Origin of the sequence: Nocardia uniformis NBRC 13702 (genome assembly GCF_001613345.1) — a bacterium.
Lineage (GTDB): Bacteria > Actinomycetota > Actinomycetes > Mycobacteriales > Mycobacteriaceae > Nocardia > Nocardia uniformis.
Map to the genome: position 1 here is coordinate 60,518 of NZ_BDCE01000052.1, position 25,824 is coordinate 86,341.

The 25,824-nt window shown below is 69.0% G+C and carries 6 protein-coding genes (1 of these 6 running past the window's edge); all 6 read right to left on the minus strand.

From position 1 onward, the window contains the following. Tightly spaced (each overlapping or abutting the next), the 6 genes in view from NU1_RS17975 to NU1_RS18000 form a layout consistent with a single transcriptional unit that may run on beyond the window. Entirely contained in the window at positions 1–7,512 is a 7,512-nt protein-coding gene (locus tag NU1_RS17975; RefSeq protein WP_067522899.1) for a non-ribosomal peptide synthetase, read from the minus strand. Beyond that, positions 7,509–17,954, minus strand: coding sequence for a non-ribosomal peptide synthetase (locus NU1_RS17980; protein WP_067522901.1), 10,446 nt, complete (start codon positions 17,952–17,954; stop codon positions 7,509–7,511). The genes NU1_RS17975 and NU1_RS17980 overlap by 4 nt, the downstream gene beginning before the upstream one ends. After that, the gene (locus NU1_RS17985; RefSeq protein ID WP_067522903.1) at positions 17,941–18,786 is read right to left on the minus strand and encodes a 3-hydroxyacyl-CoA dehydrogenase family protein; all 846 of its coding nucleotides are present in this window, start codon (positions 18,784–18,786) and stop codon (positions 17,941–17,943) included. Before NU1_RS17985 ends, NU1_RS17980 begins: the two co-directional genes overlap by 14 nt. After that, a complete protein-coding gene (locus NU1_RS17990) occupies positions 18,783–23,462 on the minus strand; it encodes a condensation domain-containing protein (RefSeq protein ID WP_245720180.1) in 4,680 nt (1,559 codons plus the stop codon). Before NU1_RS17990 ends, NU1_RS17985 begins: the two co-directional genes overlap by 4 nt. Continuing rightward, complete coding sequence (locus NU1_RS17995) at positions 23,459–25,297, minus strand: non-ribosomal peptide synthetase (protein WP_067522906.1); 1,839 nt, start codon at positions 25,295–25,297, stop codon at positions 23,459–23,461. The genes NU1_RS17990 and NU1_RS17995 overlap by 4 nt, the downstream gene beginning before the upstream one ends. Continuing rightward, positions 25,294–25,824 carry the 3' portion of an HAD-IIIC family phosphatase gene (locus NU1_RS18000; RefSeq protein WP_084521548.1) on the minus strand. The gene runs 492 nt beyond the window's last position, so 531 of the gene's 1,023 nt are visible here — the last part of the coding sequence; its start codon lies off the right edge, out of view; it ends in the stop codon at positions 25,294–25,296. Before NU1_RS18000 ends, NU1_RS17995 begins: the two co-directional genes overlap by 4 nt.

The window sequence follows — 25,824 nt, forward strand, 5'->3', positions numbered from 1 at the left end:
CTAGGCGACGCTGGTGTGGTCAGTGTCTTCCCGCGCCGGTTCGATGCACAGTATCTCCAGCGCGGACATCATGGCGGTGGCCATGGACTCGACGCTCGTGCGGTCGAAAAGCTCCGCAGCGTAGATCATCTCACCGTGAATTCCGGCGTATTCCCCGGAGTGGCCATACTCCTCGCGGAGGTTCAGCAAAAGCTCCCACGGGGTGCGGCGGACCGGCACCGGGTGGTGCCGGATGGTCAACCCGGGCCCGACCGTTCCGATATCGACTCCGCGCAGATAGGTCACCATCACCTGGAACAGCGGGTGGTGGGTTCGCGAGCGCGGGGGGTTCAATAGTTCGACGAGGCTGTCGAAGGGGAACTCCTTGTTCTCGTAGGCACCGAGCACACGGTCGCGGACCTGCGCCACGAGTTCGGGTCGGCTCGGGTCGCCGGACAGGTCGACGCGAACGATCGCGGTGTCGACCACGCAGCCGACCAGGTCCTGTAAACCCTCGGCGTCGCGCGCGCTCACCGCGACGCCGACGGGGAGGTCGGTGCCCGCGCCGCTATCGCGCAGCGCGAGGGCGAGCGCGGTGTGCACGAGCATGTAGATGCTGGCCTGGTGACCGCGGGCGGCGAGGGCGAGGGCGCGATGCGTCGCGGCGTCGATATGAATGGGTACCGCCGCCGCGATGTTATCGCGTCGCTCGGTGCGTGGATGGTCGACGGGCAGCACCGGATGCGACGACATGCCGTCGAGTGCGGTGCGCCAGTATCGCGACTGTCGTTCGAGTGTCGCGCCGGAAGTGCCGTCGGCATCGAGCAATTGCCGCCGCCACAGGGTGTAGTCGGCGAACTGTGTTGGGGCAGCGGTCCAATCGGGTGCTCGACCGGCGGCGCGCGCACGGTAGGCGGTGAGCAGATCGCGGTGTAGTACGCCCAGGGACTCGCCATCGCCGGCGACATGGTGGAGTACGCCGAGCAGGATGTGGTGTTCGGCGCTCGGTCGGTAGAGTCGGATACGCAGGGGTAGTTCCGTGGCGAGGTCGAATCCACGGAGCAGCTCGGAATCCATTGCCCGGTCGATACTTTCGCCCCTGGATACATCCACGACACGGAAGTCCGGCCGGGCGGCCTCCCTCGGCAGAATGCGCTGGATGGGGCCATCGACGGTGTAGGGCAGTACGGTCCGCAGGATTTCGTGCCGTTCGACCAGGTCGGTGACGGCCGCTTCCACCGCCGCCGGATCGAGCGGTCCGTACACCTCGAGTCCGGTCGCGATCAGATAGTCGGGGCGGTTTCCGCTGAGATAGTTCACCGTCCACAGGCGCTGTTGTGCGGGCGTGAGCGGGATCGGCTCCGTACGACGCACGGTGGCAAGGCTGTTCGAGGAAGTCCCGGTACCGCGCGCGATATTGCCTGCCGCGCGCTGATCGAGTACCCGTTCGAGAGCGGCAATGGTCGGCGACTCGAACAGATCGCGCAGCGATACCGTGACTCCGAGGGTGGACCGCAGGGTGGCGACTACGCGGATCGCGGACAGCGAGTTGCCGCCGAGTGCGAAGAAGTCGTCGGTGATACCGACTTCCGCGATGCCCAGGGCCTGCGCGAACGCGGTCCCGATGACCTGCTGCCGGGGTGTGCGTACCGGAATCCGAGCACCGGTCGCCGGTACGGGCAGTGCACCGACATCGATCTTGCCCATCGGGGTCAGCGGCAACTCGTCCAGCACCACGATCGCCGACGGAACCAGATACGAGGGCAGCGTCGCTGCCAACCGGGTCCGCAGCGCGGCGACGTCGACGGCGTCATCGGCGACGATATGCGCGAGCAGTGACTGCCCGCTCACGACCCGGCGCGCGGTGACAATGGCCGCGGTGACACCGGACTCGCGCCGCAGGGCCGCTTCCACCTCACCGGGTTCGACACGAAAACCATTGACCTTCAACTGCCTATCGGCGCGGCCGAGGAAGTGCAGCAGGCCGTCGGCGTCCCAGCGTCCGAGATCGCCCGTGCGGTACATGCGCGCACCGGCCGGGCCGAACGGATCGGCCACGAAGCGTTCCGCGGTGCGGGCGGGGGCCCGGTGGTAGCCGTTGGCCAGTCCCGCGCCGGATAGGTAGATCTCGCCGGTGATCCCGGCGGGGACCGGGCGCAGCGCCGCGTCCAGGACCGCGACCCGGGTATTGTCGGCCGGGCGTCCGATCGGGACCGGACGATCCGGCGACGTGTCGCCCGCAATCGCGAATCCGAGCGCGTAGCTGGTCGCCTCCACGGGTCCGTACAGATTCGTCACCACGGGTGGGTGCGCACCCCGCCGCACGGTCGCGGCGGCGCGTGGCGGCAATACGTCGCCGGCGGACGCGATCATGCGCAGGCCGGCGAGCTCGTCCGGAATCTGCTCGGCCAGCAGGTCGAACAAACCCGCGGGCAGCATGATCGAGGTGACCCGGCCCGCGCGCAGCACCTCGGTGTAGTCGTGCACATCGAGGACGCCGGGGCGCGCGAGCACTGTCGTGCGGCCGGTGAGCAGGGGCAACCACAGCTCCCACACCACCATGTCCCAGTTGTACGGCAGGTGCATCAGCATGCGCTGATACCCCTCGCCGTGGCCGATCCGGTCGCGGGCGCGCGCCACGATATTGCGGTGGGTGACCTCGACACCCTTGGACGCGCCGGTCGATCCGGAGGTGAACATGAGGGTGGCGACGGCATCGGGTGACACCGCGACGCCGAGGTCGCTGTCGTCGAACTCCGCTGCCGCGCTGTCGAGTTCGCGTAGCACCAGGTCGGTTCCGGTGAAAGCGAGCAACTGTCGCACTTGCGCGGGCGGATAGCGGTCGCTCAGCGGTACACACAGCGCGCCCAGCTTGGCGACGGCAAGGAAGGCGACCACGAGGTCGACCGAGCGCGGCAGCGCGATACCGATCGGCGCGCCCGGCCGGACCCCGCGGGAGCGCAGCCACCGGGCGACCCGATTGGCGCGGGCGTTCACCTCGGCGTAGGTGAACTCCACACCGTCACACCAGAGTGCGATGTCGTGGGTGTGGGCGCGCACGATCGACTCGAAACAGCGGGCGAGGCCGCCGTGGTCGAGATCGGTGTCCGCACCGCGTCCGGCGGCGAGCACAGCGGCCCGGCGGGCCGGCGGTAGGAGATCGAGCCGACCGACCGGGGACTGTCGTGATGTGGTGAGCGCTACCGCGGCGGTGTGGACGCGCGACCACAGTTCGTCGATATCGGCGAGGGAGTCGATGCGGTCGAGCTGCGCGCCGATGCGGAAGGTCAGCTCACCCGATTCGGGCACCACGACCACGGTCAAGGGGAAGTGTGTGCCGCCGCGGACATCCACGGAGGTGACTTGTACGTCCGCGTCCGAAGTGTCGAGCAGGCCGCGATCGAGCGGGAAGTTCTCGAAGACGAGCGAGGTGTCGAACAGATCGGACGCGCCCGCCGCCGCCATGATGTCGGCCAGCCCGAGGTGGTCGTGCGCCATCAGCGCGACCCGTTCACGCTGAATCCGGACGGCTATGTCGAGCGGCGTCGTCGACGGGCAGGTGCGCACCCGTAGCGGCACGGTATTCATGAGCAGCCCGACGACGCCGCCCAGATCGCCGCCGTCGCGACCGGAGACGGTAATGCCGAAGACGACGTCATCGCTGCCGGTCAGGTTGGATATCACCAATGCCCACAGTGCCTGGATCATCGTGTTGAGCGTCAGCGCGTGCGCCGCGGCCTGTTCTCGCAGCCCGCTGACCATGGCGGCGGGCAGCACATAGCTGCGCTCCTCGGGTCGCCGCCACCGCTGCCGGTCGCCGCGCGCGACCTTGCTCGGCTCCGCTCCGGCGAGGGCCCGCGCCCATGCCTCGCGAGCACGGTCGCCGTCCCGTGCGGCGGACCGATCGAGAAATGCGGTGAACGGTGTGGCGGCGGGCAATTCGAGGCCACGGTATGCCAGCAGCAGTTCGCGCAGCGCGATGCCCAGCGACCAGCCGTCGAGGAGCGCGTGGTGATGCGTCACCAACAGGGTGGCCGAGCGCGACTCGGTGCGAACGAGGGTGACGGTGAGCATCGGGGCCACGAGCGGGTCCATCCGCGCATCCTCGGCGCGTACCCGGCGCACGGCTTCGTCTCGATCGGCAGCTGCGAGGTCGGCGAGATCCACTACCCGCCAAGGCAATTCCACATCCGAGCGGATCTCGTACTCCGGTCTGTCGCCATCGACGACAAAGCGGCCCAGCAGGTGCGGATGCCGGTCCAGCACCGTACGCAGGGCGGTGGCGAGCCGCTGCGCGTCGATCCGGCCATCCAGTGTCAGCGCGGCCTGTACGAGATAGGGGTCCTTGCCGTCCCCTGCCTGATACAGGGAGTGGAACAGCAGCCCGGCCTGCAAGGGAGTCGCGGGCAGCAGGGTGCGGCCGCCTCGTGTGGTGGGTGGGAGGGCGGGCACCGGCGGGAGTAGCGCGGCGGTGGCGGCCAGCGCGCGAATATTCTGCTGTTCGAAAATATCTCGCGGTGTGAGGGCCAGCCCTTCGGCGCGGGCGCGGTCCGCCAGCCGGATAGCGAGAATGCTGTCCCCACCGACGGCGAAGAAGCCATCCCCGATACCGAAAACGTCGTGCCCGAGCACCTCCGCGAACAGACTGTGCAGCCGCGCCTCAACATCGGTGCGTGGCAGCGCACCACCGTCGGCCGCACCGCCACCGAGGGCGAGCGCGCGCAGTCGGCGCTCATCGACCTTGCCGTTGTGCGTCGTGGGAATGGCGTCGACGGTCACGATGGTGGATGGCACGGCATGTGCCGGAAGCCGTTCGACCAGCGCCGCGCGCACTTCGGCGATATCGATTCCCGCGCCGGTGACGAAGGCCGCCAGCCGCCGGTCACCGGGCCGGTACTCCACGGTCGACACCACCGCCGACCGCACCGCCGGGAGCGTACTCAGGGCGGCTTCGATTTCGCCCGGCTCGATCCGGAAGCCACGAATCTTCACCTGCCGGTCGACTCGTCCGAAGTATTCGAGCGTCCCGGTGTCGTCGCGACGCGCGAGGTCTCCACTGCGGTACATGACGGTGCCCGGTGCGCCGAAGGGGTCGGCGACGAAACGCGTCGCGGTCGAACCCTGCCCGCGCAGATACCCCGCGGCCACGCCCGGACCGGCCACATAGAGCTCCCCGGGCACATTCTGCGGACACGGCCGCAGGGCGGCGTCGAGAACATATACGGCCAGATCCGGTATGGGCGTGCCGATTTCACCCGCCTCGGCGCTACCTTCCAGGGTGGTTCCGGTGGTGAATACCGTCGTCTCGGTAATGCCGTACATATTGACCAATCGAGGCATTCGCGGATCGTGGCGCGACCACCAGTCGGTCAGCCGCCAGGGTTCCACCGGCTCGCCGCCGAAGATCACGTAGCGCAGGGCGAGGCGGTCACCGCTGATCAGTCGGTCCGCCTCGGCGTCGACCAGCAGGCCAAAGGCGGACGGCGTCTGATTGAGCACCGTAACCCGTTGTGCCACAAGTAGTTCGAGGAACTCACGCGGTGCGCGTACTACCTCCGCGTCGACCACGACGAGCTTGCCCCCGTGGCACAGTGCTCCCCAGATCTCCCACACCGAGAAGTCGAAGGCGGCGGAGTGGAACAGGGTCCAGACGTCATCCGGACCGAAGTCGAACCACGGCCGGGTCGCGGTGAGCAGCCGGATCACATTGGCGTGCGTGACCACCACGCCCTTCGGCACGCCGGTCGTGCCGGAGGTATGGATGACATAGGCCGGATACGACGGCCCGGGATGCCGCGGCTCACGAGGCACGACCTGCGGCGCGTCGCCGATCCGCAGCCGATAGACCTCGGAGCTGGTCTCCGGCAGCTGAACTTCCGCGCCGGTGACAATGAGCGCCGGTGCCGCGTCGTCGATGATCGTGCGCAGTCGCTGCTCCGGATAGCCCGGATCGAGCGGCACATACGCCGCACCCGTCTGCGACACGGCCACGATCGCGACGACCAGATCGAGGGAGCGGGGTAGCGCGAGTCCGACGAAGTCTCCCGGGCCTACCCCGTATCCGGCAATGATCCGGGACAGCCGCTTCGCCTGCCGGTCGAGCTCGGCATAGGTGAGTTCCGCATCGCCGTGCACCACGGCGGTGGCGTCACCGTGCGCGACCACCATGCGCCCGAACCGATCGACCAGCGTCTCGGTCGAGGGGGCGGTGGCGCTGGGCCCCGCCGGATCAGGTGCGCAGCGGAGCCGTCCGAGCGGGAGATCCTCCGGCGCGGCGGCCAGGGCGGCAAGGGTTTCGGTGAGCCGCCGATGGTGTGCGGTGAGGTCGCGTTCGGAGTAGCGCAGCGTATTCGATTCGAGCACCACCGACAGCGCCGGATCGCCATTGTCGTAGAGGCTGATATTCAGATTGTCGGCACGCCCGGCCGCGATATGGCGCAGGCCCGCGGATACGGATCCGAAGCGCAGATCCTTCTGCATGGGCATCACATTGACCGTGGGCCCGATAATGCCGCCGTCGAGCCCGCTCGCCCGCAGATCGGCGAGCATCTCACCGTACTGGAAACGCTGGTGGCGCAGGATGACAAGGGATTCGGCGCGCACGGCGGCGAGCAGGTCGCCGACCGTGGTGGCCGGGTCGACCGTAATCCGCAGCGGGAGCACGTTCGCGGTCATGCCGAGGGCGTTCCGCGAGCGTTTGGCGGGGACGGCCAGACCGAGGGTCACCGTCCGTGTACCCGAATCCGCGTGCAGCAGTATGGCGATGGCGGCGAACGCCCACACCGGCCACGGGGTGCCGGACGTCTCGGCCCGGGCACGCAGCGCCTGCCACTCGGCCGCGGCGAGTACACCGGCACGGCGGAGGAATCGATCACCATCGGCGGCCACCGGCGCTCCGGCGAATTGCGGCGCGTCGTACGGCCCGTCGGTCGCGAGCCGCCGCGCCCAGAATTGCCGGTCGTCAGCGAACCGAGCGGACGTGCGGAACCGCTCGTCCTCCGCGATCAGGTCGGCCACCCGGTCGAATACCGATTCCACCACCGGACGTCCGTCGAGCAGGGCGGTGTAGGTATCGGCGACGCGACGGATGAAGGCGGCCGAGGACGCACCGTCGATCACCAGGTGATGGGAGCGGATGAACCACACCGCACCCGCCGCGCCGAGATCCAGCAGATGGTGTTCTAGCAGCGGTGCACGGCCCAGGTCGAACGGCCGGTCCAAGGCCGCCTCCATGAAACGCAGCGCCGCGCCGCGCGGATCGGCGGCGGTGCGAAAACTGTTGCGGTGCAACGGCCAATCCCGCACCTCCTCGACCACCTGGGTGACCGATCCGTCGACGCCGGTGTCGAAACGCACCCGCAGCGTCTCCGCTCCGGCGACGACGATTCGCAGCGCCCGCTCGAAGATCTCCTCGTCGATCGCGCCACGCATGTGCACGTAGCCGCCGACGATCAAGCGCCGTCCGGTGTCGTCGAGTTGCTCCGCGATCCAGATATGTTGCTGCGCACGGGTCAGCGGTAGGCCCGCGGTCACGCCAGCTCCTCGATGGTCGCTCCCGGATGGCTGGCGATGGCGGTGAGCAGTCCCCGCATGCGCACGGCGATGTCGGCCACCTGAGCTTCGTCGAAAACGTCACACAGGTAACCGATTCGGACCGTCAGCTCGCCGCCTGGCTCGACGGTGACCGTCAGCGGATAGTGTGCGGCGTCGGTGACTTCGAGGCCCGCGCCGGTCACACCGTCGGCGGCGGCGGCGGCCGCGGCGGCGAGCTGCTCGCTGTCCACCGGATAGGATTCGAAGGCCAGCACCGTGTCGAACAGCATGTCCTGTAGTCCGGCGGCCGCGTGGATCTCGGTCAGCCCGAGTTGATGGTGCTCGATCAGATCCGCCTGCTCGGCCTGCACCGCCCGCAGCAGGTCCGTCACAGGCGTGCTCGGACCGAACCGCACTCGCACCGGCACGGTATTGATGCAGAGTCCGACAAGCGATTCCACACCGGGTAGTGCGGCGGGGCGACCGGAGACGGTCGCGCCGAACACCACGTCGCCGCGTCCGAGCCTGCGCCCCAGCAGGATCGCCCAGGCCGCCTGGAACACGGTGTTGACGGTAACCCCGAGGGTGGCGGCGGTCGCGGCGAGTGTGGCAGTGGTCCGCGTATCGAGTGACCACCGGTGATCGGCCGTCGTGACCGCGCTGTCACGGATACGCGTCGCCGGGGCGACCAGCGTCGGCGCACTCACGCCGTTCAGTGCCCGCCGCCAAGCGCGTGTGGATGCCGCCATATCCCGGTCGTGGTTCCAGGCAAGATAGTCGCGGAACGTGCCCCGCGGCGCGGGCAGTGCCTCGTCGGTGGCGTAGAGCGCCAGCAGATCACGCAGCACCAGCGGCACCGACCAGCCGTCGAGCAGGATGTGGTGGTAGGTCACGACCAGGACATGCTCCGCGTTCGCGACGCGCGCCAGGGCGAAGCGCAGCAGCGGTGGGCGGGCCGGATCGAAACGGCGCGCACGCTCTCGGGCGGCCAGCTCCACCACGGCGTCCATCGCAGCCAGATCTACTTCGCGCCACGGCAGTTCGACTGACTCCGGCACCACCTGGCAGGGTGTGCCGGTGGCATCGAAGACGAAGGCCGCGCGCAGGTTCGCGTACCGTTCCAGGATGCGCTGCCCGGCCAGTCGCAGCCGATCGCGATCGATCGCCCCGCCCAGCCGCACCACCGTTTGCACGTTGTAGACGTCGGCGACGGTCGCATCGGCCGGAGCCGCGACGGTGGCGTGGAACAACAGGCCCGATTGCAGCGGTGCGAGCGGCCAGACCTCGGTGAGCCGACCGTAGTCCCGCTCCCATCCGGCGATATCGTCGCGGCTCACGCGGACCAGGGGGAAGTCCGAGGGCGTATGTCCACCGGCATGTTCGCTGCGGGTATGCGTGGCGATGGCGCCGAGTGCGGTTACCCACAACCGCGCCAGTTCCGATACCGCGGCTTCGTCGAGCAGGGTGGTGGGATAGGCGAATCCGGCGTGCAGTGTGGATCCCGCCACGATCGCGTTCACCTCGAGGGCGGCGGCCACGGGCAGGTCCGGATCCGGGTGGGCATCCGGCGTGGCGAGCACCCCGGCACCCCGGTCGTCGACGCGGCCGAGGTAGTTGAAGCAGATCTGCCCGGGCATCGAGACCGGAAGCTGTTCGGCGGTCTCGGAATTCAGGTAGCGCAGCAACCCGTAGCCGATACCGCTATCGGGGATGGCACGCAACTGTTCCTTGATCGTGTCGAGCACCGCCCCCATCGCATCCGTTCCGGCCAAGGCCGCCTCGAGATCGATATCGCCGAGATCGAGGCCAACCGGGTAGAGGGAGGTGAACCAGCCGACCGTGCGGGACAGATCCGCGCCCGGCGCGAGCTGTTCCTCGCGTCCGTGGCCCTCCAACCGCAGCAGCGATACCGGGGCATCCGCACCACGATTCGCCCGCCATACCGCGAGTGCGACGGCCAGCGCGGAGATCAGGACCGCATCGACGCCCGTATGGAAACGCGCGGGAGCGGTCCGTACGAGCGCCTCGGTCACCGTGTCGTCCACCGTGACCTCCACCGTCGCGAGCCGGGCGGTGGTGTCGACCGCCGGATCGAGCGGTCGGCTGCCCAGCAGAGGTTCCGGTGTCGCGCAGATCTGTCGCCAAGTCTCCAGCTCGGCAATTCGGTCGGGCGCGTAGGCCGCGTCGACCAGCGCGTTCGACCACCGGCGCATGGAGGTGCCGACCGGGTCCAGGTGCGGCACAGCGCCATCGGTGGCAGTCGCGAGGGCCGTGAACAGGTCGGGCAGCAGAATACGCCAGGAGACGCCGTCCACGGCGAGGTGGTGGGCGCAGATGATCAATCGATCCGGCAGACTCCCCCGCTCGGCGTCGAGCCGGACGAACTGCACCATTTTCCCGGCGGCCGGATCGAGACGATCCAGTGCGGCATCGAGCTCCGCGGCGGCCAGCTCCCGCACGGTGGCGGTATCCGCGGCATCGTCGAAGGTGATGCGGTGAACCAGCGTCGCCGCATCCGATGTGCCCGCCGGTAGCGTTTCGCACCGCCATGCGCCGGACTTGCCGCGGAACAGCCTGCTACGCAACATATCGTGCCGGTCGATGAGCGCCGCGACGGCTTGGATCAGGATGTCGTGCCCGGTGTGCGCGGGTAGTTCGACGGTGAGGGTCTGATTGACCCGGCGCACACCGCCGCCACGTTCGGTCAGCCACCGAACCACGGGGGTGAGCGGGATATCGCCGATACCGCCGCCCGGCAGTTCCGGCAGCCGCTGCGGCGCTTCCGCGTCGACATCGAGTGCTCGTGCGGCAGTGGCGATCCCGGCCACCGTACGATGCTCGAAGACCTCACGCGGCGTGATGTGCAGGCCGCGTACCCGCGCCCGGGAGGCGAGCTGGATGGAGATGATGCTGTCGCCACCGAGTGCGAAGAACGAGTCGTCCACGCCCGGCCGGTCGACACCGAGCACCTCGGCGAAGAGTTCGGCCACAGCCTGTTCGGCCGGGGTGCGCGGAGCCCGATCCGAACGCGGGGCGATGACGGGGGCGGGCAGCGCATCCAGGTCCAGCTTGCCGTTGCCCGTCAGCGGCAGGGTATCGACGAGCATGATGGCGGCCGGTCGCATATAGGCCGGAACACACTGTGCGATATGTGTTTCCAGCGCTTCCAGCGTCGGCTCGACCCCGGGTGCGGGTACCACGTAGGCGATCAGTCGCGCCGCCCCGAAATCACCGGTCCGGGCCACCGCCACCGCCCGTGCGACCGACGGGTGTTCGTGCAGTGCGGCCTCGACCTCCCCCGGTTCGATGCGGTAGCCGCGAATCTTCACCTGGTGGTCGCCGCGGCCCAGATATTCGAGTTGTCCGTCGGCATTCCAGCGCGCCAGATCGCCGGTGCGATACATGCGCGCACCGGGCGCTCCGAACGGATCGGCCACATAGCGGTCCGCGGTGGCGGCCGGACGGGCGAAATAGCCGCGGGCGAGCTGGGTTCCGGTCAGATAGAGCTCGCCCCGAACGCCGACCGGAGCCGGCCGCAGCCGCGAATCCAGGACACGGACCGTCATTCCGGGCAGGCCGCGTCCGATGACGCCGCGGCCTGCCGACTCGACGTGCGCACTGTCCATCGCGAAGTGGGTGGCGTGTACGGTCGCCTCGGTAATGCCGTACAGGTTCGAGATCCGGGTCTGCCCGCCCGGATCGGTGTCGTACCACGACCGCAGCCGCCGCGGATCCACCGCTTCGCCACCGAGAACGATATGCCGCAGCGCGGGCACGGCTGCCCGGCCGAAACCGCTGTCGAGCAATGCGGCGAAGGCCGACGGGGTCTGACTCAGCACCGTAATACCTTGGCGGGCCATGAGTTCGGTGAACTCGCCGGGCGACCGTGTCCGGTCGGTGTCCACGATGACGAGTGTGCCGCCGCTGGCGAGGGCGCCCCACATCTCCCACACCGAGAAGTCGAAGGCGTAGGAGTGGAACAGCGTCCACACATCGGTGTGATCGGTATCGAGTACCGCCCGCGTGGCGGTGAGCATGCCGACCACATTGCGATGGGTGACGCAGACGCCCTTCGGGCGTCCGGTGGAACCGGACGTGTACAGCACGTACGCGATATCGTCCGGGCTCGGCGGCACCGGTGCGATATCGTCTTCCGCTGTCTCGCTGCTGATCTCGCCCGCACCGTCGAGAACAATCCTCGGCAGTGCGTTGGCGGGCAGCGTCGCGATATCGGCCTCGGTGGTGACCAGGCAGGCCGGATCGGTCTCGGAGAGCATGAGTTCGAGGCGTCGCGACGGATTCTCCAGATCCAGCGGCACATATCCGGCCCCGGACTCGAGGATGCCGAGTAGCGCTACGACCAGATCCACCGAACGTGAAATACCCACGGCCACCAGCGTCCCGGGCTTGATCCCGCGGGCGGCCAACCTGCGAGCCAACGCATGGGAGCGCGCGCCGAGGGCACCGTAGGTCAGCACCCGGTCGCCGCACCGGACCGCGACGGCATCGGCTCGCGTGAGCACCTGTGCGCGGAACAGGTCCATCAGGGTCGACTCCGACTGCCGCGCCGCCGGGCGCTGCCAGTCTCGCAGCACCTGACTCCGTTGCGCCGCGTCGAGCGGATCGATCTCGGCCACTGAGGTATTCGGATTCGCGGCCAGCGCCGTCAGTATCCGCCGCAACCACTCACCCAGTCGCGTCACCGTCGCCTCGTCGACCAGGTCGGGTCGCCATCCAGCCAGGATGTGCAGTCGATCGGTCTGCCGGATGGTCAATGTCAATGGGTAGTGCGTCGCCTCCCGGGATCGCAGCCCGGTAATGGTCAGGTCGGCGAAGGCGAGGGCATCCGCGCGCAGCTTCGCCGCGTCGACGGGATATGACTCGACGACCAGGAGGGTGTCGAACAGGTTTCCGCCGCCGAGACCGGTCTGCGCACCGATATCCAGCAGACCCAGGTGGTGGTGCGCCGTCAGTGCGAACTGCTCCCGCTGCACGCGGCGCAGCAGCGCGCCCACGGACTCACCCGCGGCCTGTCGAATCCGCACGGGGATCGTATTGATGAAGAGTCCGACCATATTCTCGACACCCGCGAGGTCGGCGGGCCGACCGGACACCGTGGTGCCGAAGACGACATCGGCGCGATCGGTCATGCGCGCCAGCAGGATTGCCCAGGCGACCTGTACGACGGTATTGATGGTCACCTCGAGTTCGGTGGCCAGGCGGGCCAGCGCTCGGGTTTGCGGCTGGTCCAGGTCGAACTCCCGCTCGAGGAGCAGAGTGGCGGGGTTGTGCGCGGCGGCGGCGTTCGCGAGCAGGGTCGGCTCCGAAATACCGGCCAGCGCCTGTGCCCACACCCGCCGCGACGCCGATTCATCTTGCCGCGCGAGCCATTCCACGTAGTGCCGGTAGGGCCGGGGCGATTCGACCGCGAAACCGGCGTACTCGGCCATGATCTCGCGCAGCAGCAGCGGTATGGACCAGCCGTCGAGCAGCAGGTGGTGGCAGGTCACGACGAAACGGGTATGCCCGGCTCCGAGGCGGAGTAATAGGAAGCGCAGCAGCGGCGGGTCGGCAAGATCGAACGGCTTCGTGCGGTCGGCGTCGAGGAGGCGGTCGTAGTCACCCGCCGCCTCGGTCAGATCCAGCTCGCGCCACGGCAGTTCCGCGTGGTCGGAGACGATCTGCACGGGTACACCGTTCGTATCGACGTCGAAAGCGGCGCGCAGGTTGGCATGTCGCGCCAGCACGGTCGCGGCCGCGGACCGCAGCCGCGGTGCGGCCACCGCCCCTTCCAGGCTCAACACCAACTGCACCGTGTAGACGTCCACCGCGCCCGGATCGAAGAGAGCGTGGAACATCATGCCCGCCTGTAACGGCGTAACCGGCCACACCTCGCTCAGTGTCGGATACCGCTGCTCCCAGCGATCGATATCGGTCTGGGTCGCCGCGGTGAGCGGGAAATCGGAGGGGGTGTGCCCGCCACGAATGCGGGGATCGCGTGCGTGTTCCGCGACGGCGGTGAGCGCCTCGCGCCACAGCGCGACCAATTCCGTGCCCGCGGCATCGCCGAATACGCCACGGGCATAACCGAAGCTGGTCACCAGCCGGTGACCGAGCACGATGGAGTCCACTTCGACGGCTCCCAGCGCGCCGCGCCGGGTGTCGGGCCGAATGGCCAGCATGCCGAATTCGGTGGAGGGCAGGAAGCCGATTCCGGCCAGCTCCTCCGGAATGTCGAGGCCGGTGATGTGCCCGAAGTAGTTGAACGAGATCTGTCCCGGCTCACCGTGGGGCAGCGCGGCGGCCGTGTCCTCGTTCAGATAGCGGAGCAGGCCGAAGCCGAAACCGTTGTGGGGCGCGACCCGCAGCTGTTCCTTGACGGCCTTGATAGCGACGCCCATGGCCTGGCCGCCCGCGAACGCGTCGTCGAGATCCACCCCGCCCAGGTCCAGTCGGGCCGGGACGATGGAGGTGAACCAGCCGACGGTGCGGGACAGCTCCGCCCCGGGCACCGCATCCTGTTCGCGGCCATGCCCTTCCAGCCGCAGCAGCACCGATCGCTCGTCCTCGTCGCGCCGCGACCGCCAGCGTGTCACCGCCAGCGCGAGCGCGGTCAGCAGCGCATCGGCGACGCGGGCCCGATAGCGGTCGGGAATGGCGGTGAGAATGGCGTCGGTATCGGCTTCGTCGAGTTCCACGGTGGTGTGTGCCACGTCGGTGGCCATATCGCGGTGCGGATCGAAGGGGCGTTCACCGAACAGTGGATCCGGGCCCTCGACGATCTCACGCCAGATCGGCAGTTCGGCAGCCGGCGCGTCGGTGTGCGCGGTGTCGACGAGCGCATGCGCCCACCTGCGCATGGACGTTCCGACGGCGGGTAAGCGCGGGGTATTCCCCGCCGCGACGGCCGCCCAGGCGGCAATGAAGTCGGGCAGCAGGATGCGCCAGGAGACGCCGTCGACGGCAATGTGATGTGCGGCGATGACAAGCAGTCCGGGCGAGGTGGGCGCGTCCGGCGTCAGCCAGACGAATCGCAGTACCGCGCCGGTGGACGGGTCGATCCGGTCGACCGCCGCATTGAGTTCGTGCACGGCGAGCGCGCGAAGGTCGGCGTGCGCGAGGTCAGCGGCGTACCCGACCTGGTGGATGAGGGAGTCCACATCGACGCTGCCCGGCGGTGCGACCTGGATATGCCATTCGCCGGAATCATCGCGGTAGAGCCGCGAGCGCAGCATGTCGTGGTGGTCGACGACCGAGGTGAGGGTGGAAACCAGTGCGGTGCGCTCGATTCCGGCCGGTAGATCCAGTGTCATCGACTGGCAGAAGCGGTCGAAGGTGCCGCCGCGCTCGACCAGGAACCGGATAACCGGGGTGAGCGGCAACTCACCGACGCCATCGCCCGGCAACTCGGCGAGCGGCGGAATCTCGTCCCCGCCAGCGGTTTCGGCAATGGCCGCCAGGCGGGCGATGGTGCGGTGCTCGTATACCTGCTGGGCGGTCACGATGACGCCGCGCGTCCGCGTCCGGGAGACCAGCAGGATGGACATGATGCTGTCGCCGCCGAGCGCGAAGAAGGATTCGTCGACACCGATGCCGTCGCGGCCGAGTACCTCGGAGAAGGCGTCGGCGAGCGCGATTTCGGTATCGGTGCGCGGGGCGCGGAAGGCCACCGTCTCGATATCGTTTGTGGGCAGTGCCTTTCGGTCCACCTTGCCGGAGCGGGTCACGGGGAATTCGGCGAGCTCGATAATCGTCGCGGGCACCAGGTGCGCGGGCAGTACCGCACGCAGCCGCCGGTCCAAGGCGGCGGTGTCGATGCGATGACCAGCGGCAGGGGTGACGTAGGCGACCAGTCGGCCGCCGGATGAACCGGCTGCGCCGCCCTCGTGTACGACCGCGATGGCCTGCGCTACGGATTCCGCTGCGGCAAGCACCGATTCGAGTTCGCCGAGTTCGATGCGGATACCGCGCAGCTTGACCTGGAAATCGGCGCGGCCGAGGAATTCCAGCTCGCCGTGCCCGGTCGAGCGCACGATATCGCCGGTGCGGTAGAGCCGTTGCCCCGATCCGCCGAACGGATCGGCCACGAATCGTGTCGCGGTGAGCCCGGTCGAACGCACATACCCGCGCGCGAGCGTCGCGCCGCCGAGATACAGCTCGCCTGCCAGCCCCACCGGGACAGGCCGCAGGCAGACATCCAGTACGAGGGCGCGGACCTCCCACGCCGGTGCGCCGATAGGCACTGCGGCGGTATCGTTCTCGTCGATCGCGTGCCGGGTGACGGCGACCGTCGCCTCGGTCGGACCGTACAGATTGTCATAGTTCGCACCCGGTGCGACGGTGGGCAGCGCGGCGGCGAGCGCCGGCGTCACCGCCTCACCGGCTAGCAGCACGCGACGCACACTCGGCGCGAACGGCGCGGCCACCGCCCTCCGGTGGGCCGCGAGCGTGGACGGCGTGAACTGCACGGTGGTGACGCCGTAGGCGGCCATCGCCCGCGCCAGCTCACTCGGATCGCCGTGTGGGCCGGACCCATCCACCACCAGTCGCGCACCGGCGATGAACGGCCACAGCACTTCCCAGACCGAGACGTCGAAGGTCAGGGCCGTCTTGCGTACGACCACATCGGTGTCGTCGAGCCCGTGCAGGTGCTGCGCCCAGGCCAGGTGCGCGCACACGGCGGCATGGGTGACGCCCACACCTTTCGGCGCTCCGGTGGAGCCCGACGTGAACAGCACGTACGCCAGGTTGTCCGGACGCAGCCGGGCGATGCGGTCGGCATCGGTGACCGGGGCGTCCGACTCGCCGGTCAGGTCGAGTTCATCGATAGGGATGACCCGGGTACCGGCCGGAGCGGCGAATCCGGCACGCAGGGTGGTGAGTACGCATATCGGCTGCGCGCTGTCGAGTACCCGGGCATGGCGCTCTTGCGGATGGTCGGTATCCAGGGGCAGGTACGCGCCACCGGCCGCCAACACCGCGTGAATCGCGAGAATCTGCTCGGGCGACGGGCCGATGGCGAGCGCCACCACATGTTCCGGACCGATGCCGAGGCTGATCAGCCTGCGCGCCAATCGATTCGAGTCGCCGTGCAGGGTCGCGTAGGTTACCCGGGTTTCGGAAGTGACCAGCGCGATCGCCTGCGGCGAGCGAGCCGCCCGCTGGGCGAGCAGAGCGGCGAGTGTCGTAGGGGCCGCGTCGCCGGGGCGGCTGCCGACCAGATGCTCGATCTCACCCGGTGCGGCGATATCGATCTGGGCTATCGGCGTGTATGCCGCACGGGCCAGCTGTTCCAGCAGCCGGATCAGACGGTCCCGGTGCCGGGACGCCCCCGCAACGGCGATCTGCCACCCGCCCGCGGCCCGATCGTCGACGCATACGGTGAATTCGGCACCCGACCCGGAGCACCTCGCCACGACGGCAGCACCGAGCCGGTCGACCGCCGCGCCGCCTAGCATGCGCACCGTGAGCGGCCACTGCCCGGACACCGGCGCGTCCGCCCACGGCTCATCGATATCGGGGATGTAGCGGTGTCGCCGCGCCTTGCGCAATTCTCGCCCCACCTGTTTGGCGACGGTGACGAAGTCGCTCTGTGCTGATACCGAGATACGCAGCGGCAGCACTGTTTCCCCGCTGTCCAACGCGATCACACAGGAGTCGGCCATGGCCAGGCGAGACGCGTAGACGGCCAGCGCGGCCAGCACCACGGCCGGTGCGCCGCCACCGCACGCACGCGCCAGCCGGGTGAGTTCCACCGATGCCTGCACTGCCACCCAGAGCGCGGCCGAATCGGCGGGCAGCGAACGGCCAGGTGTCGGCAGCGGTTCGGGCCGGGCGGCATCGGAGAGGCTGTGCTCCCAGTACTCGCGGTCGGCCGCCCATGAGCCCGATTCACGGTACCGGCGTTCGTTTTCCAGGCGGTCCACGGCGGAGCCGAATGGCGGGTTCGCACCGGCGTTCGCGCCCACCCCGGTCAGCACATCGCGTACCCGGGCGAGGAGGGCGAGCATGCCCGCCTGATCGTTGACCAACCGGTGATAGCGCTGATACCAGCCGAGCCGGTCGCCGGACAACCGGAAGACAGCCTGCCGGTACAACGGACCATTCACGATATCCATTGCACGGGAACGCTCGTCGGCTATCCAGGTGGAGACGAACGACTCGTCGTCGTCGATATCGGCGAACACGAGGGTCGGCGCGGGCGGATTCGCATACACCCGGATAGCACCGGCGTCATCGCGAAAGACGCTGTGCAGCACCGGGCATTCGGCCACGACCGTATCGATGGCGCGCGTCAGCGCGGCCGCATCCGACGAGCCGGTGAGTTCGATGTAGAGATCGACGGTGCCGGCATCGCTCGCCAGCGCGGCCCGCTGGGCATCACTGGGCACGCCGGCGGTGGTGGTGTCGGCACGGGCGACGGCCGTGTCAGCGATAGTCATGGAATCCTTGTCCGGTCTTGCGGCCGAAATGTCCGGCGGCGACGAGTGCCGCGAGCGCGGGCGGCACCCGGTAGTGGGGCTCGCCCGTCTCTCGTCTCAGCACCTCGAGGGTGTCGGCGACGTTGTCCAGGCCGATCAGGTCGGCGGTGCGCAGCGGGCCCATTTTGTGGCCGAGGCAGCGTTCGAAGAGGGCATCGACGGTGGCCGCGTCCTCACCACGGTCGAGCAGCGCGGCAGCCTCGGCGATACTCAGCATGAGCAGGCGGTTCAGGACGAACCCGGGCCGGTCACCGACGATGATGGATTCCTTGCCGAGGGCGGTCAGCAAGTCGGTCGCGCGGGACAGGGTATCGGGTGAGGTCGCCTCGCCGTGTACGACTTCCACCGCATCGGTCAATGGGGCCGGATTCATGAAATGCAGACCCAGTACTCGATCCGGGCGGCCGGTCACCGCGGCCAACCGGGCGATCGGGATGGCCGAGGTGGCCGAGGCGAGCACGGCAGCGGCGGGACAGACCTGGTCCAGTTCGGCGAACAGCTTCTCCTTGACTTCGATCTGCTCGATCGCGCACTCGATGACGAAGTCGACCGCGCCGAGTTCACCGATGCTGTCGGTCCACCGCACCCGGCGCGCGGTGCCGAGCGCGGTGCCGCGATCACCGCGGCCCAAGAGCAGCGCCAGGCGCACCGCCTCGTCGAGGCCGCGGCGGGCCCGCTCCACAGCGGTCGGATCGGGTTCGACGACAATGACCTCGTATCCCGCCTGCGCGAGACACTGTGTGATGCCCGCACCCATGGTGCCCGCGCCGATCACCGCCACGACTCCGGTCATCGGGTCACCTCCGCTTCCGCGATGCTGCGCACCGCGATATCCGGCACCGGATCCTCCGGTGTCTCCAGCAGGCCCCGCAGCAGTCGGATCAGATCCGTGAGCATCTGCCGCGCGGTCGATTCGTCGAAAAGCTCTGTGGCGTAGGCCAGTTCGAGGACCGCCCGGTCGCCCTCCGGCCGGTGCAGCGCCAGTTCCGTAATCTCGGGACGGAAGTCGCCGAAACGGATGGCCTCGGCACCGACCGGACCCACCGGGGCGGCCAGCGCCGCGGCGGCGCGTTCGCGCAGTTCGGCACCGGCGGGTTCGTCGGCGAGATCCAGGCGAGCCACGCCGGTGGGCAGACCCACCGTCACCTCATCGGAACCGGAGTACCAGCTCAGCAGCGCTACCCAGGCGGCAAACACGTCGGCGTCACCGGGCACGGTATCGAGCCGCTCGCGCACCGCACCCGGCGAGTAGCCGGCCGCAGCGCTTCCGCGCGGCCTGTCCATCGGAATGTCCAGTGCCACAGCGTATTCCGATGCACCCGTGGATGCGGGCGATGGTGTGGCAACGACCAGCTCCTCGATCGACCGATCCCGAGCCGACGCCACGACTACCTCGGTGAGGATCTCGAGGTAGGCGGCGGCGAAGCCCGCGGCGGTGCGCTGGGTGAACAGCTCGGTGCTGTACTCGAAGCAGGCCAGCATATCGTGGCCGTCGCTGCGATCGTAGGTGATCAGGCTGAGATCGAACTTCGCTGTGCCGGGCGGTAATCCGCCGAACGCATTGTGGATCGAGTGCTCCAGGTCGAAGAATTCCGTCTCTCCGCCGCCGAACGGATTGGCCGCACCGCCGCCGAGTCGATTGGCCGCACCGGTGCCGAGTCGATTGGCCGCACCGGTGCTGGTGAGATCCTGGTGGACGTAGAGCACATCGAAGACCGGGGTGCGGGACAGGTCGCGCTGATCGTCGAGGGCATGAACCACACGCTCGAAGGGAATCTCCTGATTCTCCAACGCGCCCAGCACGATCGCGCGTACCCGCTCCAGCAGATCGCCCAGCGTCGCGGGACCGGACAGGTTGGCGCGCAGGGCGACGGTGCTGTTGAAGAAGCCGATGAGCCCGTCCAACTCACGGCGGGTGCGGCCAGTGGTCGGTGTTCCGATGACCAGGTCGCGTTGGCCACTGCGCCGGGCGAGCAGCAGATAGAAGGCGGCCAGCAGTACCACGAACAGCGAGACCGACTCCCGTTTGGCGACCGTCCGGGCGGCGGCCAGCAGCGTCGCCGGTACCGTGAACGGCGCCAGTTCACCGGCGAAGGTCTTGCGTGGCGGGCGCGGAAAATCGGTGGGCAGCCGCAGTTTCGGTGCGTCCCGCAAGGTGTGCACCCAATAGTCGAGTTCATGGTCGAGTGCGCCCGAGTCGAGCAGCCCACGATGCCAGCGCGCGTAGTCGCGGTAGCGGATGGCTAGCGGTTCGAGTTCGGCGGTGCGCCCCTCCTGCCGGGCGGCGTAGAGCACCGGAATCTCACGGGCGAGAATGCCGGGGGTCTGGCCGTCGGTGACGCAGTGATGGCATACCACCTGCAGCACATGCGTATCCGGAGCGAGCGTCACCACCAGCACCCGCACCAAGGGGTCGCGCGCCAGATCGAACGGCCGGACGGCGGCCCGCGCAATCAGCTCGCGGGCGATCCCCACCCGATCGGACTCGCCGGAAACGTCCACCACCCGAAAGAATTCGCCCAGCGCGGGCCGCACCCGCACCGCGGGCATTCCGTCGGCCTCGACGAGGTTGTAGCGCAGCGGTTCGTGGCGCTCGGCGAAATCTTCGAAGGTGCCCTTGACCGCGTCCACGTCGATCGGCCCGCGCAGGACATTGACCACCGGATAGTTGTAGAGGGTGGTATCCGGAACCAGCTGGTGGTGGAACCACATGCGTTCCTGGCCGGGTGACATGACCAGCTCGTCGGTGCGCGTGATCGGCGGCAGGCCGTGCGGGCTCGCCTCATCCGCCGCCGGTCGCGACCCCGCACGCAGTAGTTCGGCGAAATCGGCAACCGTGGGTCGCTCGTACACATCGAGCAGTTTGGGCCGGAAGCCGAATGTCTCCTCGACCCGTTCGACCAACTGCACCGCGATGATCGAATTGCCGCCGACATCGAAATAGTCGTCGTCCGGACCGATTTCGGTCTCCGCGTGCAATAGCTCGCGCAGTACCGCGCACAACCAGTCGGTGGCGTCCGACGGCACGCCCGGCTCTCGGGACTCGGACGAGGCGGTTGCCGGGGCGAGTTCGGCGGGCTGGGTCGAGCCGGGTAGCTCGACCCAGCAGCGGGTCCCGTGCAGCGGGTGCCCGGGCAGCCGTACGCGCCAACCATCCCCGGCAGGTACCTGGGCCCAGTCGAGATCCACCCCGCGCTCGTAGAGGCCGCCCAGGATACCGAGAGATCCGGCGGACGCGGCCGATCCGAAGAGAACTTCCGCATCGTCGCGGCTCGCCAGATCCTCGGCCAGGAACCGGCCCAGAATGCCGTCCGGGCTGGGATCGACGAAAACGACCGCGCCGTCGCGCAGCAAGCTCTCGGCGGCGGCGAGCAGACGCGACCGGTTCACCGCGGGCGTCGCCGCGGCAGCGGCGAGGTCAGCGGCGTCGACCGGTTCCCGCGAGCCGAGCAGGAAACGAGCGAGGTATTTCGACGCGCCCCCGCTGAGAATGGCGGCGTACCGAATTCCACCGGCGCGCAGCCGATCGTGCACGGCGAGCTGTCCCGCGAGCACGTCGGCGATCACCCCCGTCGCGGGCAGTTGTTCGGGTAGTGGGACATCGAACGCGGGTACGTCACTTGTCCTCGGCAACCCGGCCCGCTCATCGTCGGAAGACGTTTCGGAAGACATATCGGAGGGCTGAATTCCCGCCACCGGTGCGGCGGAAGGACGACCGGGACGTTCGGCGACCCGCTCAGCCGGGCCGACCGGCAGTGCCCCGGGTGATAGCAGCAGCGCCACGCGTGGTGCGACCGGTTGCGGGCAATCCGGATCGACGGCAGCGCCGCGCATATCGAACGCGTCGGCCAACTCCCCGATGTCGCTGGCACATACCGCGATGCGATATCCGAAGTGCGCCCGGCCCCGGCCGAGGGTGAACGCGATATCCGCGAGATCCATCGAGCTGTTCCGCACGCGCCTCGCCAGCGTTCGGCACAGCTCCGACAGCGCGACCGGCGTCCGCGCCGAAACCCCGATGAGCCGACGCACCGGCTCCGCGCGCGCTACCTCGATCTCGGCAGCGCCGACCGCCGACCGCGCCGGGGTGTCGATCAGCTGCCGCGCGGCATCGGGTACCCGGTGGACGGCCGCCCGCGCCGCTCGAGCGCTCTCGGCCGCAGGCTGTTCGATACCGGAGGACCGCGGCACGTCGGGCGCTTGCTGGATGACACAGTGGGCGTTCGCGCCGCCGAGACTGTACGAACTCACGCCCGCCAGGCGCGGCCCGGTGCTCTCCCATGGCCGCGGCCGGGTGAGGACCTCCAGTCCAGCCGCGGCCAGGTCGAGATCTCCGGTTGGACGGTGGAAGTGCAGGGAGGGGAAGAGCTGACCGTATGCGACCGACAGGACCGCCTTCACCAGACCCGCGACACCCGCGGCGTGGTCGAGGTGGCCGATATTGGTTTTGACCGAACCGATCGGCAGTGCGGCGTCGCGATCGGCGAACGCGGTGCGCAGGCCCTCTAGTTCGACGGCGTCGCCCAGGCGGGTGGCGGAACCGTGTGCTTCGAGATAGCCGGCGGTGCGGGGGTCGACTCCCGCCTTACGCCAGGCACGGTCGATGACCTTCGCCTGCGCGGCGGCGCTGGGAGTGCTGATGGTGACGGCGGAATGGCCGTTGTGCAGGACGGCGCTGCCACGGATGACGGCGTATACCGGTGCCCGGTCGGCGCGGGCGCGTTCCAGCGTGGTCAGCAGCAATGCCGCGCCGCCCTCACCCGGCACCGTGCCGTCGGCGTCGGCGTCGAAGGCACGGACCTGGCTGCCGGCCGAGGCGATCTCGGTCATCGTCTGCACGGTCCACGCCGGAGATCCGTTGGCGCGCACACTGACTCCACCGGCCAGCGCGTAATCCGCATCGCCGTCGCGCAGTTCGCGGCAGGCGTGATGGACAGCGATGAGGGAGGCGTTGCAGCCGCTGTCGATCGCGTAGCACGGACCATCCAGCCCCAGCAGATGCGCGATCCGCGCGGGGGTGCCGAAGGGCAGATTGCCCAGCATGGCGAGCGGCCCCGGATCGACGGCCATGGCGTGGTAGCTGGGCATCGGCGCGCTGAATACCACCGCGGTCGTCGCCGAACGCAGTGTGCCGGGTGCGTATCCGGCGTCCTCGATGGCGCGGTGCGCCAGCTCCAAAGCGATCCGCTGCTGCGGATCCATCAGGGCCGCTTCACGTTTGGATAGACCGAAGAAGGCGTAGTCGAAGGTGTGGATATCGGTGAGGTGCCCCATCGGCAGGTATCGGACGCGGCGGTCCAGCGCGGTCGCCTCGACCCGGGAGTCCGGCATCGGGCCGATGGAGTCCCGTCCGGCGGCGAGATTGGCCCGGAACCCGTCGAGGTCCGTCGCGTCCGGAAAACGCACACCGATACCGATAATGGCGATGTCGTCGTCACGTAGTTCTGGTGCGGTCACGATGTCCTTCACACCTCGAATGCCAGGGGAATGTCCGCCGCGGGTGCGGATTCGGCGGGCTGCGCCGGATCGGGCAGCGCGGCCGCCTGCGCGGCCACGGTGTCGAGATCGAACAGCAGGCCCACCGAGATGCCGCCCGGCCAGCGCGCCTCCAGGCGCATGTGCAGGGCGACCACGCGATGCGAGTTGCCACCCACATCGAGAAAGCGGTCCTCGCGGACGAATTCGTCGTGCAGCAGCACCTCCGACCAGATCTCCGCGATCGCGCGCTCGGTGTCGGTCCAGCCGTCCCGCGAGACCGACTGGCGGTCCACGGATTCGGTCAGCAGGGCGCGCAGGACCGCCTCGTCGAGTTTGCTGCTGCCCGCCGCGATGGGGAGCGCGGCGATGGTCACGAACCGCGCCGGAACCGCCTCGGGCAGCACGCGTCCAGCGCAGAACTCGGCCAGTACGCTCGGCGGCGGCGGGACCGCCCCGTCGTCGACCGGCACCCAGAACGCGGCCAGGTACACCGTGTCGTCGACATCGAGGACAGGCAGGACGACCGCTTCGCGAACGGCGGGATGGGCTTCCAGTACCGCCTCCACCGCGTCACGTTCGATGCGAACGCCGCGGACCTTCACCTGACTGTCGGCGCGGCCGTGGAATTCGATATCGCCCTGGGCATCCGCGCGAGCGAGATCGCCGGTGCGGTACATGCGAGCGCCCGGTTCGGTGGCGAACGGATCGGCCACGAATCGGGCCGCGGTCAGCCCGGGACGAGCCGCGTAACCATCGGTGATCTGCCCGCCGCCGAGATACAGGTCGCCGCGGTCGCCACGGCGGACCGGACGCAGCCGCTCGTCGAGCAGATGCGCCGTACTGCCCGCGGTCGGCTTGCCGATCGGCACGACCGACCGCGCCAGGTCCGAGACACCATGGACGATGCAGGTGACGGTGGCTTCGGTGGGGCCGTATTCGTTCTGCAGCGCCGCGGCGGGCAGCACCTCGCGGTGCTCGTCCACCAGGCGCGCCGGGAGCGCTTCCCCGGCCAGGGTCACCATGCGCAATGTCGGTCGCAGGTCGGCCAGCCGCGGCAGCAGCAGCCGATAGAACGACGGTGTCGCGACGAAATGCGATACCCGGTAGCGGCGTGCGAGTTCGGCGACGGCATCCACATCACGCAGCATTCGGGCATCGGGGAGCACGCTGGTGCCGCCGACCGTGAGCGCCCAGACCATGGCCATCAGGGAGCCGTCCCAGATCAGCCGCATGGACGAGAAGGCGACCAGTTCACCATCGGTGTGCGAGTAATTCCGGGAACCGATGAGGGTGGCGAGGTTCGCGCGCGATACGACCACGACCTTCGGTGCTCCCGTGGAGCCGGAGGTGGTGATGGCATAGGCGGGTGCCCGCGGGGGCGGCGGGCCGGGCAGCGCGACCTGCGGTGGATCCGCCTGCGCGGCGATATCGATCAGTGCCGGACCGCCCGTCGCGTCCGCCAGCGCCGCCGCCGTGCCGCCCGGGGTGAGCCGGTCGCGCCCGTCGATGACCACCGCCGCACAGTCCAGCGCCTCCAACACCGCACCGAGAGCGGCCTCGCCACCGTGACCGGGTTCGATGACGCACCACGCCGCGGCAGCACGCTGGGCCGCGATCATGCCGATCACGGTGTCCAGATTCTGTTGCTGGTAGACGATGACCGTCTGTCCGGGGCGCACCCCGTTCGCCACCAGGCGGCACGCGAGAGTCGATGTCGCGGTGTCGAGTTCGCGGTAGGTGACGGAGCGCTCCCCCACCACCAGGGCAATGCGGTCGGGCACCCGATCGACCTGGCGCAGCAGACCGGTCAGCAGATCCTGTCTCATCGGACCACCTCGACATGTCCGGTGCCGCTGATGTTCTCGGCCGGAACGGAGCAGGCGAGCAGGACACGGTCCCCCGCTGTCTCGACCACCTCGAAGCCCGCGAAGCGCAACGTCACGAGCATGACCCGATTCAGTGATGTGGCAACGAATTCCGCCGCCGGACGTAGATCCGCCGCATGCGCGCGCCGCACCACTTCGGCGATGAACGCCGTCCCGACGCCGCGCGACATGACCCGGCACGACATGAGCAGCAGGAGTAGGACCGAATCGGAGCCGCGCTCTTCGGTCACCGCCAACCCGATCGTGCCGTAACCGCCGAAACGGTCGGTGAGAGAGGCGACGAGCACCGCGTGGCGCGGCGAGGCGCACAGGGCCCGCAGTTCGTCGAGATCGAAAGTGGCACCGGTGGTATTGAGCTGGTGGGTACGTTCGGTCAACTCGTGGGCGCGCACCAGATCCGCCTCGGTGGCTTCGCGCACGGTCATCACCAGGTCCAGCGAGGCGAGGAAATCCGCGTCCGAGCCGCT

Excerpts from the sequence above, each read along its gene's own strand:
- NU1_RS17980 (WP_067522901.1), bottom strand. The coding sequence starts at position 17,954 with ATGACTATCGCTGACACGGCCGTCGCCCGTGCCGACACCACCACCGCC.
- NU1_RS17985 (WP_067522903.1), bottom strand. The coding sequence starts at position 18,786 with ATGACCGGAGTCGTGGCGGTGATCGGCGCGGGCACCATGGGTGCGGGC.
- NU1_RS17995 (WP_067522906.1), bottom strand. The coding sequence starts at position 25,297 with ATGAGACAGGATCTGCTGACCGGTCTGCTGCGCCAGGTCGATCGGGTG.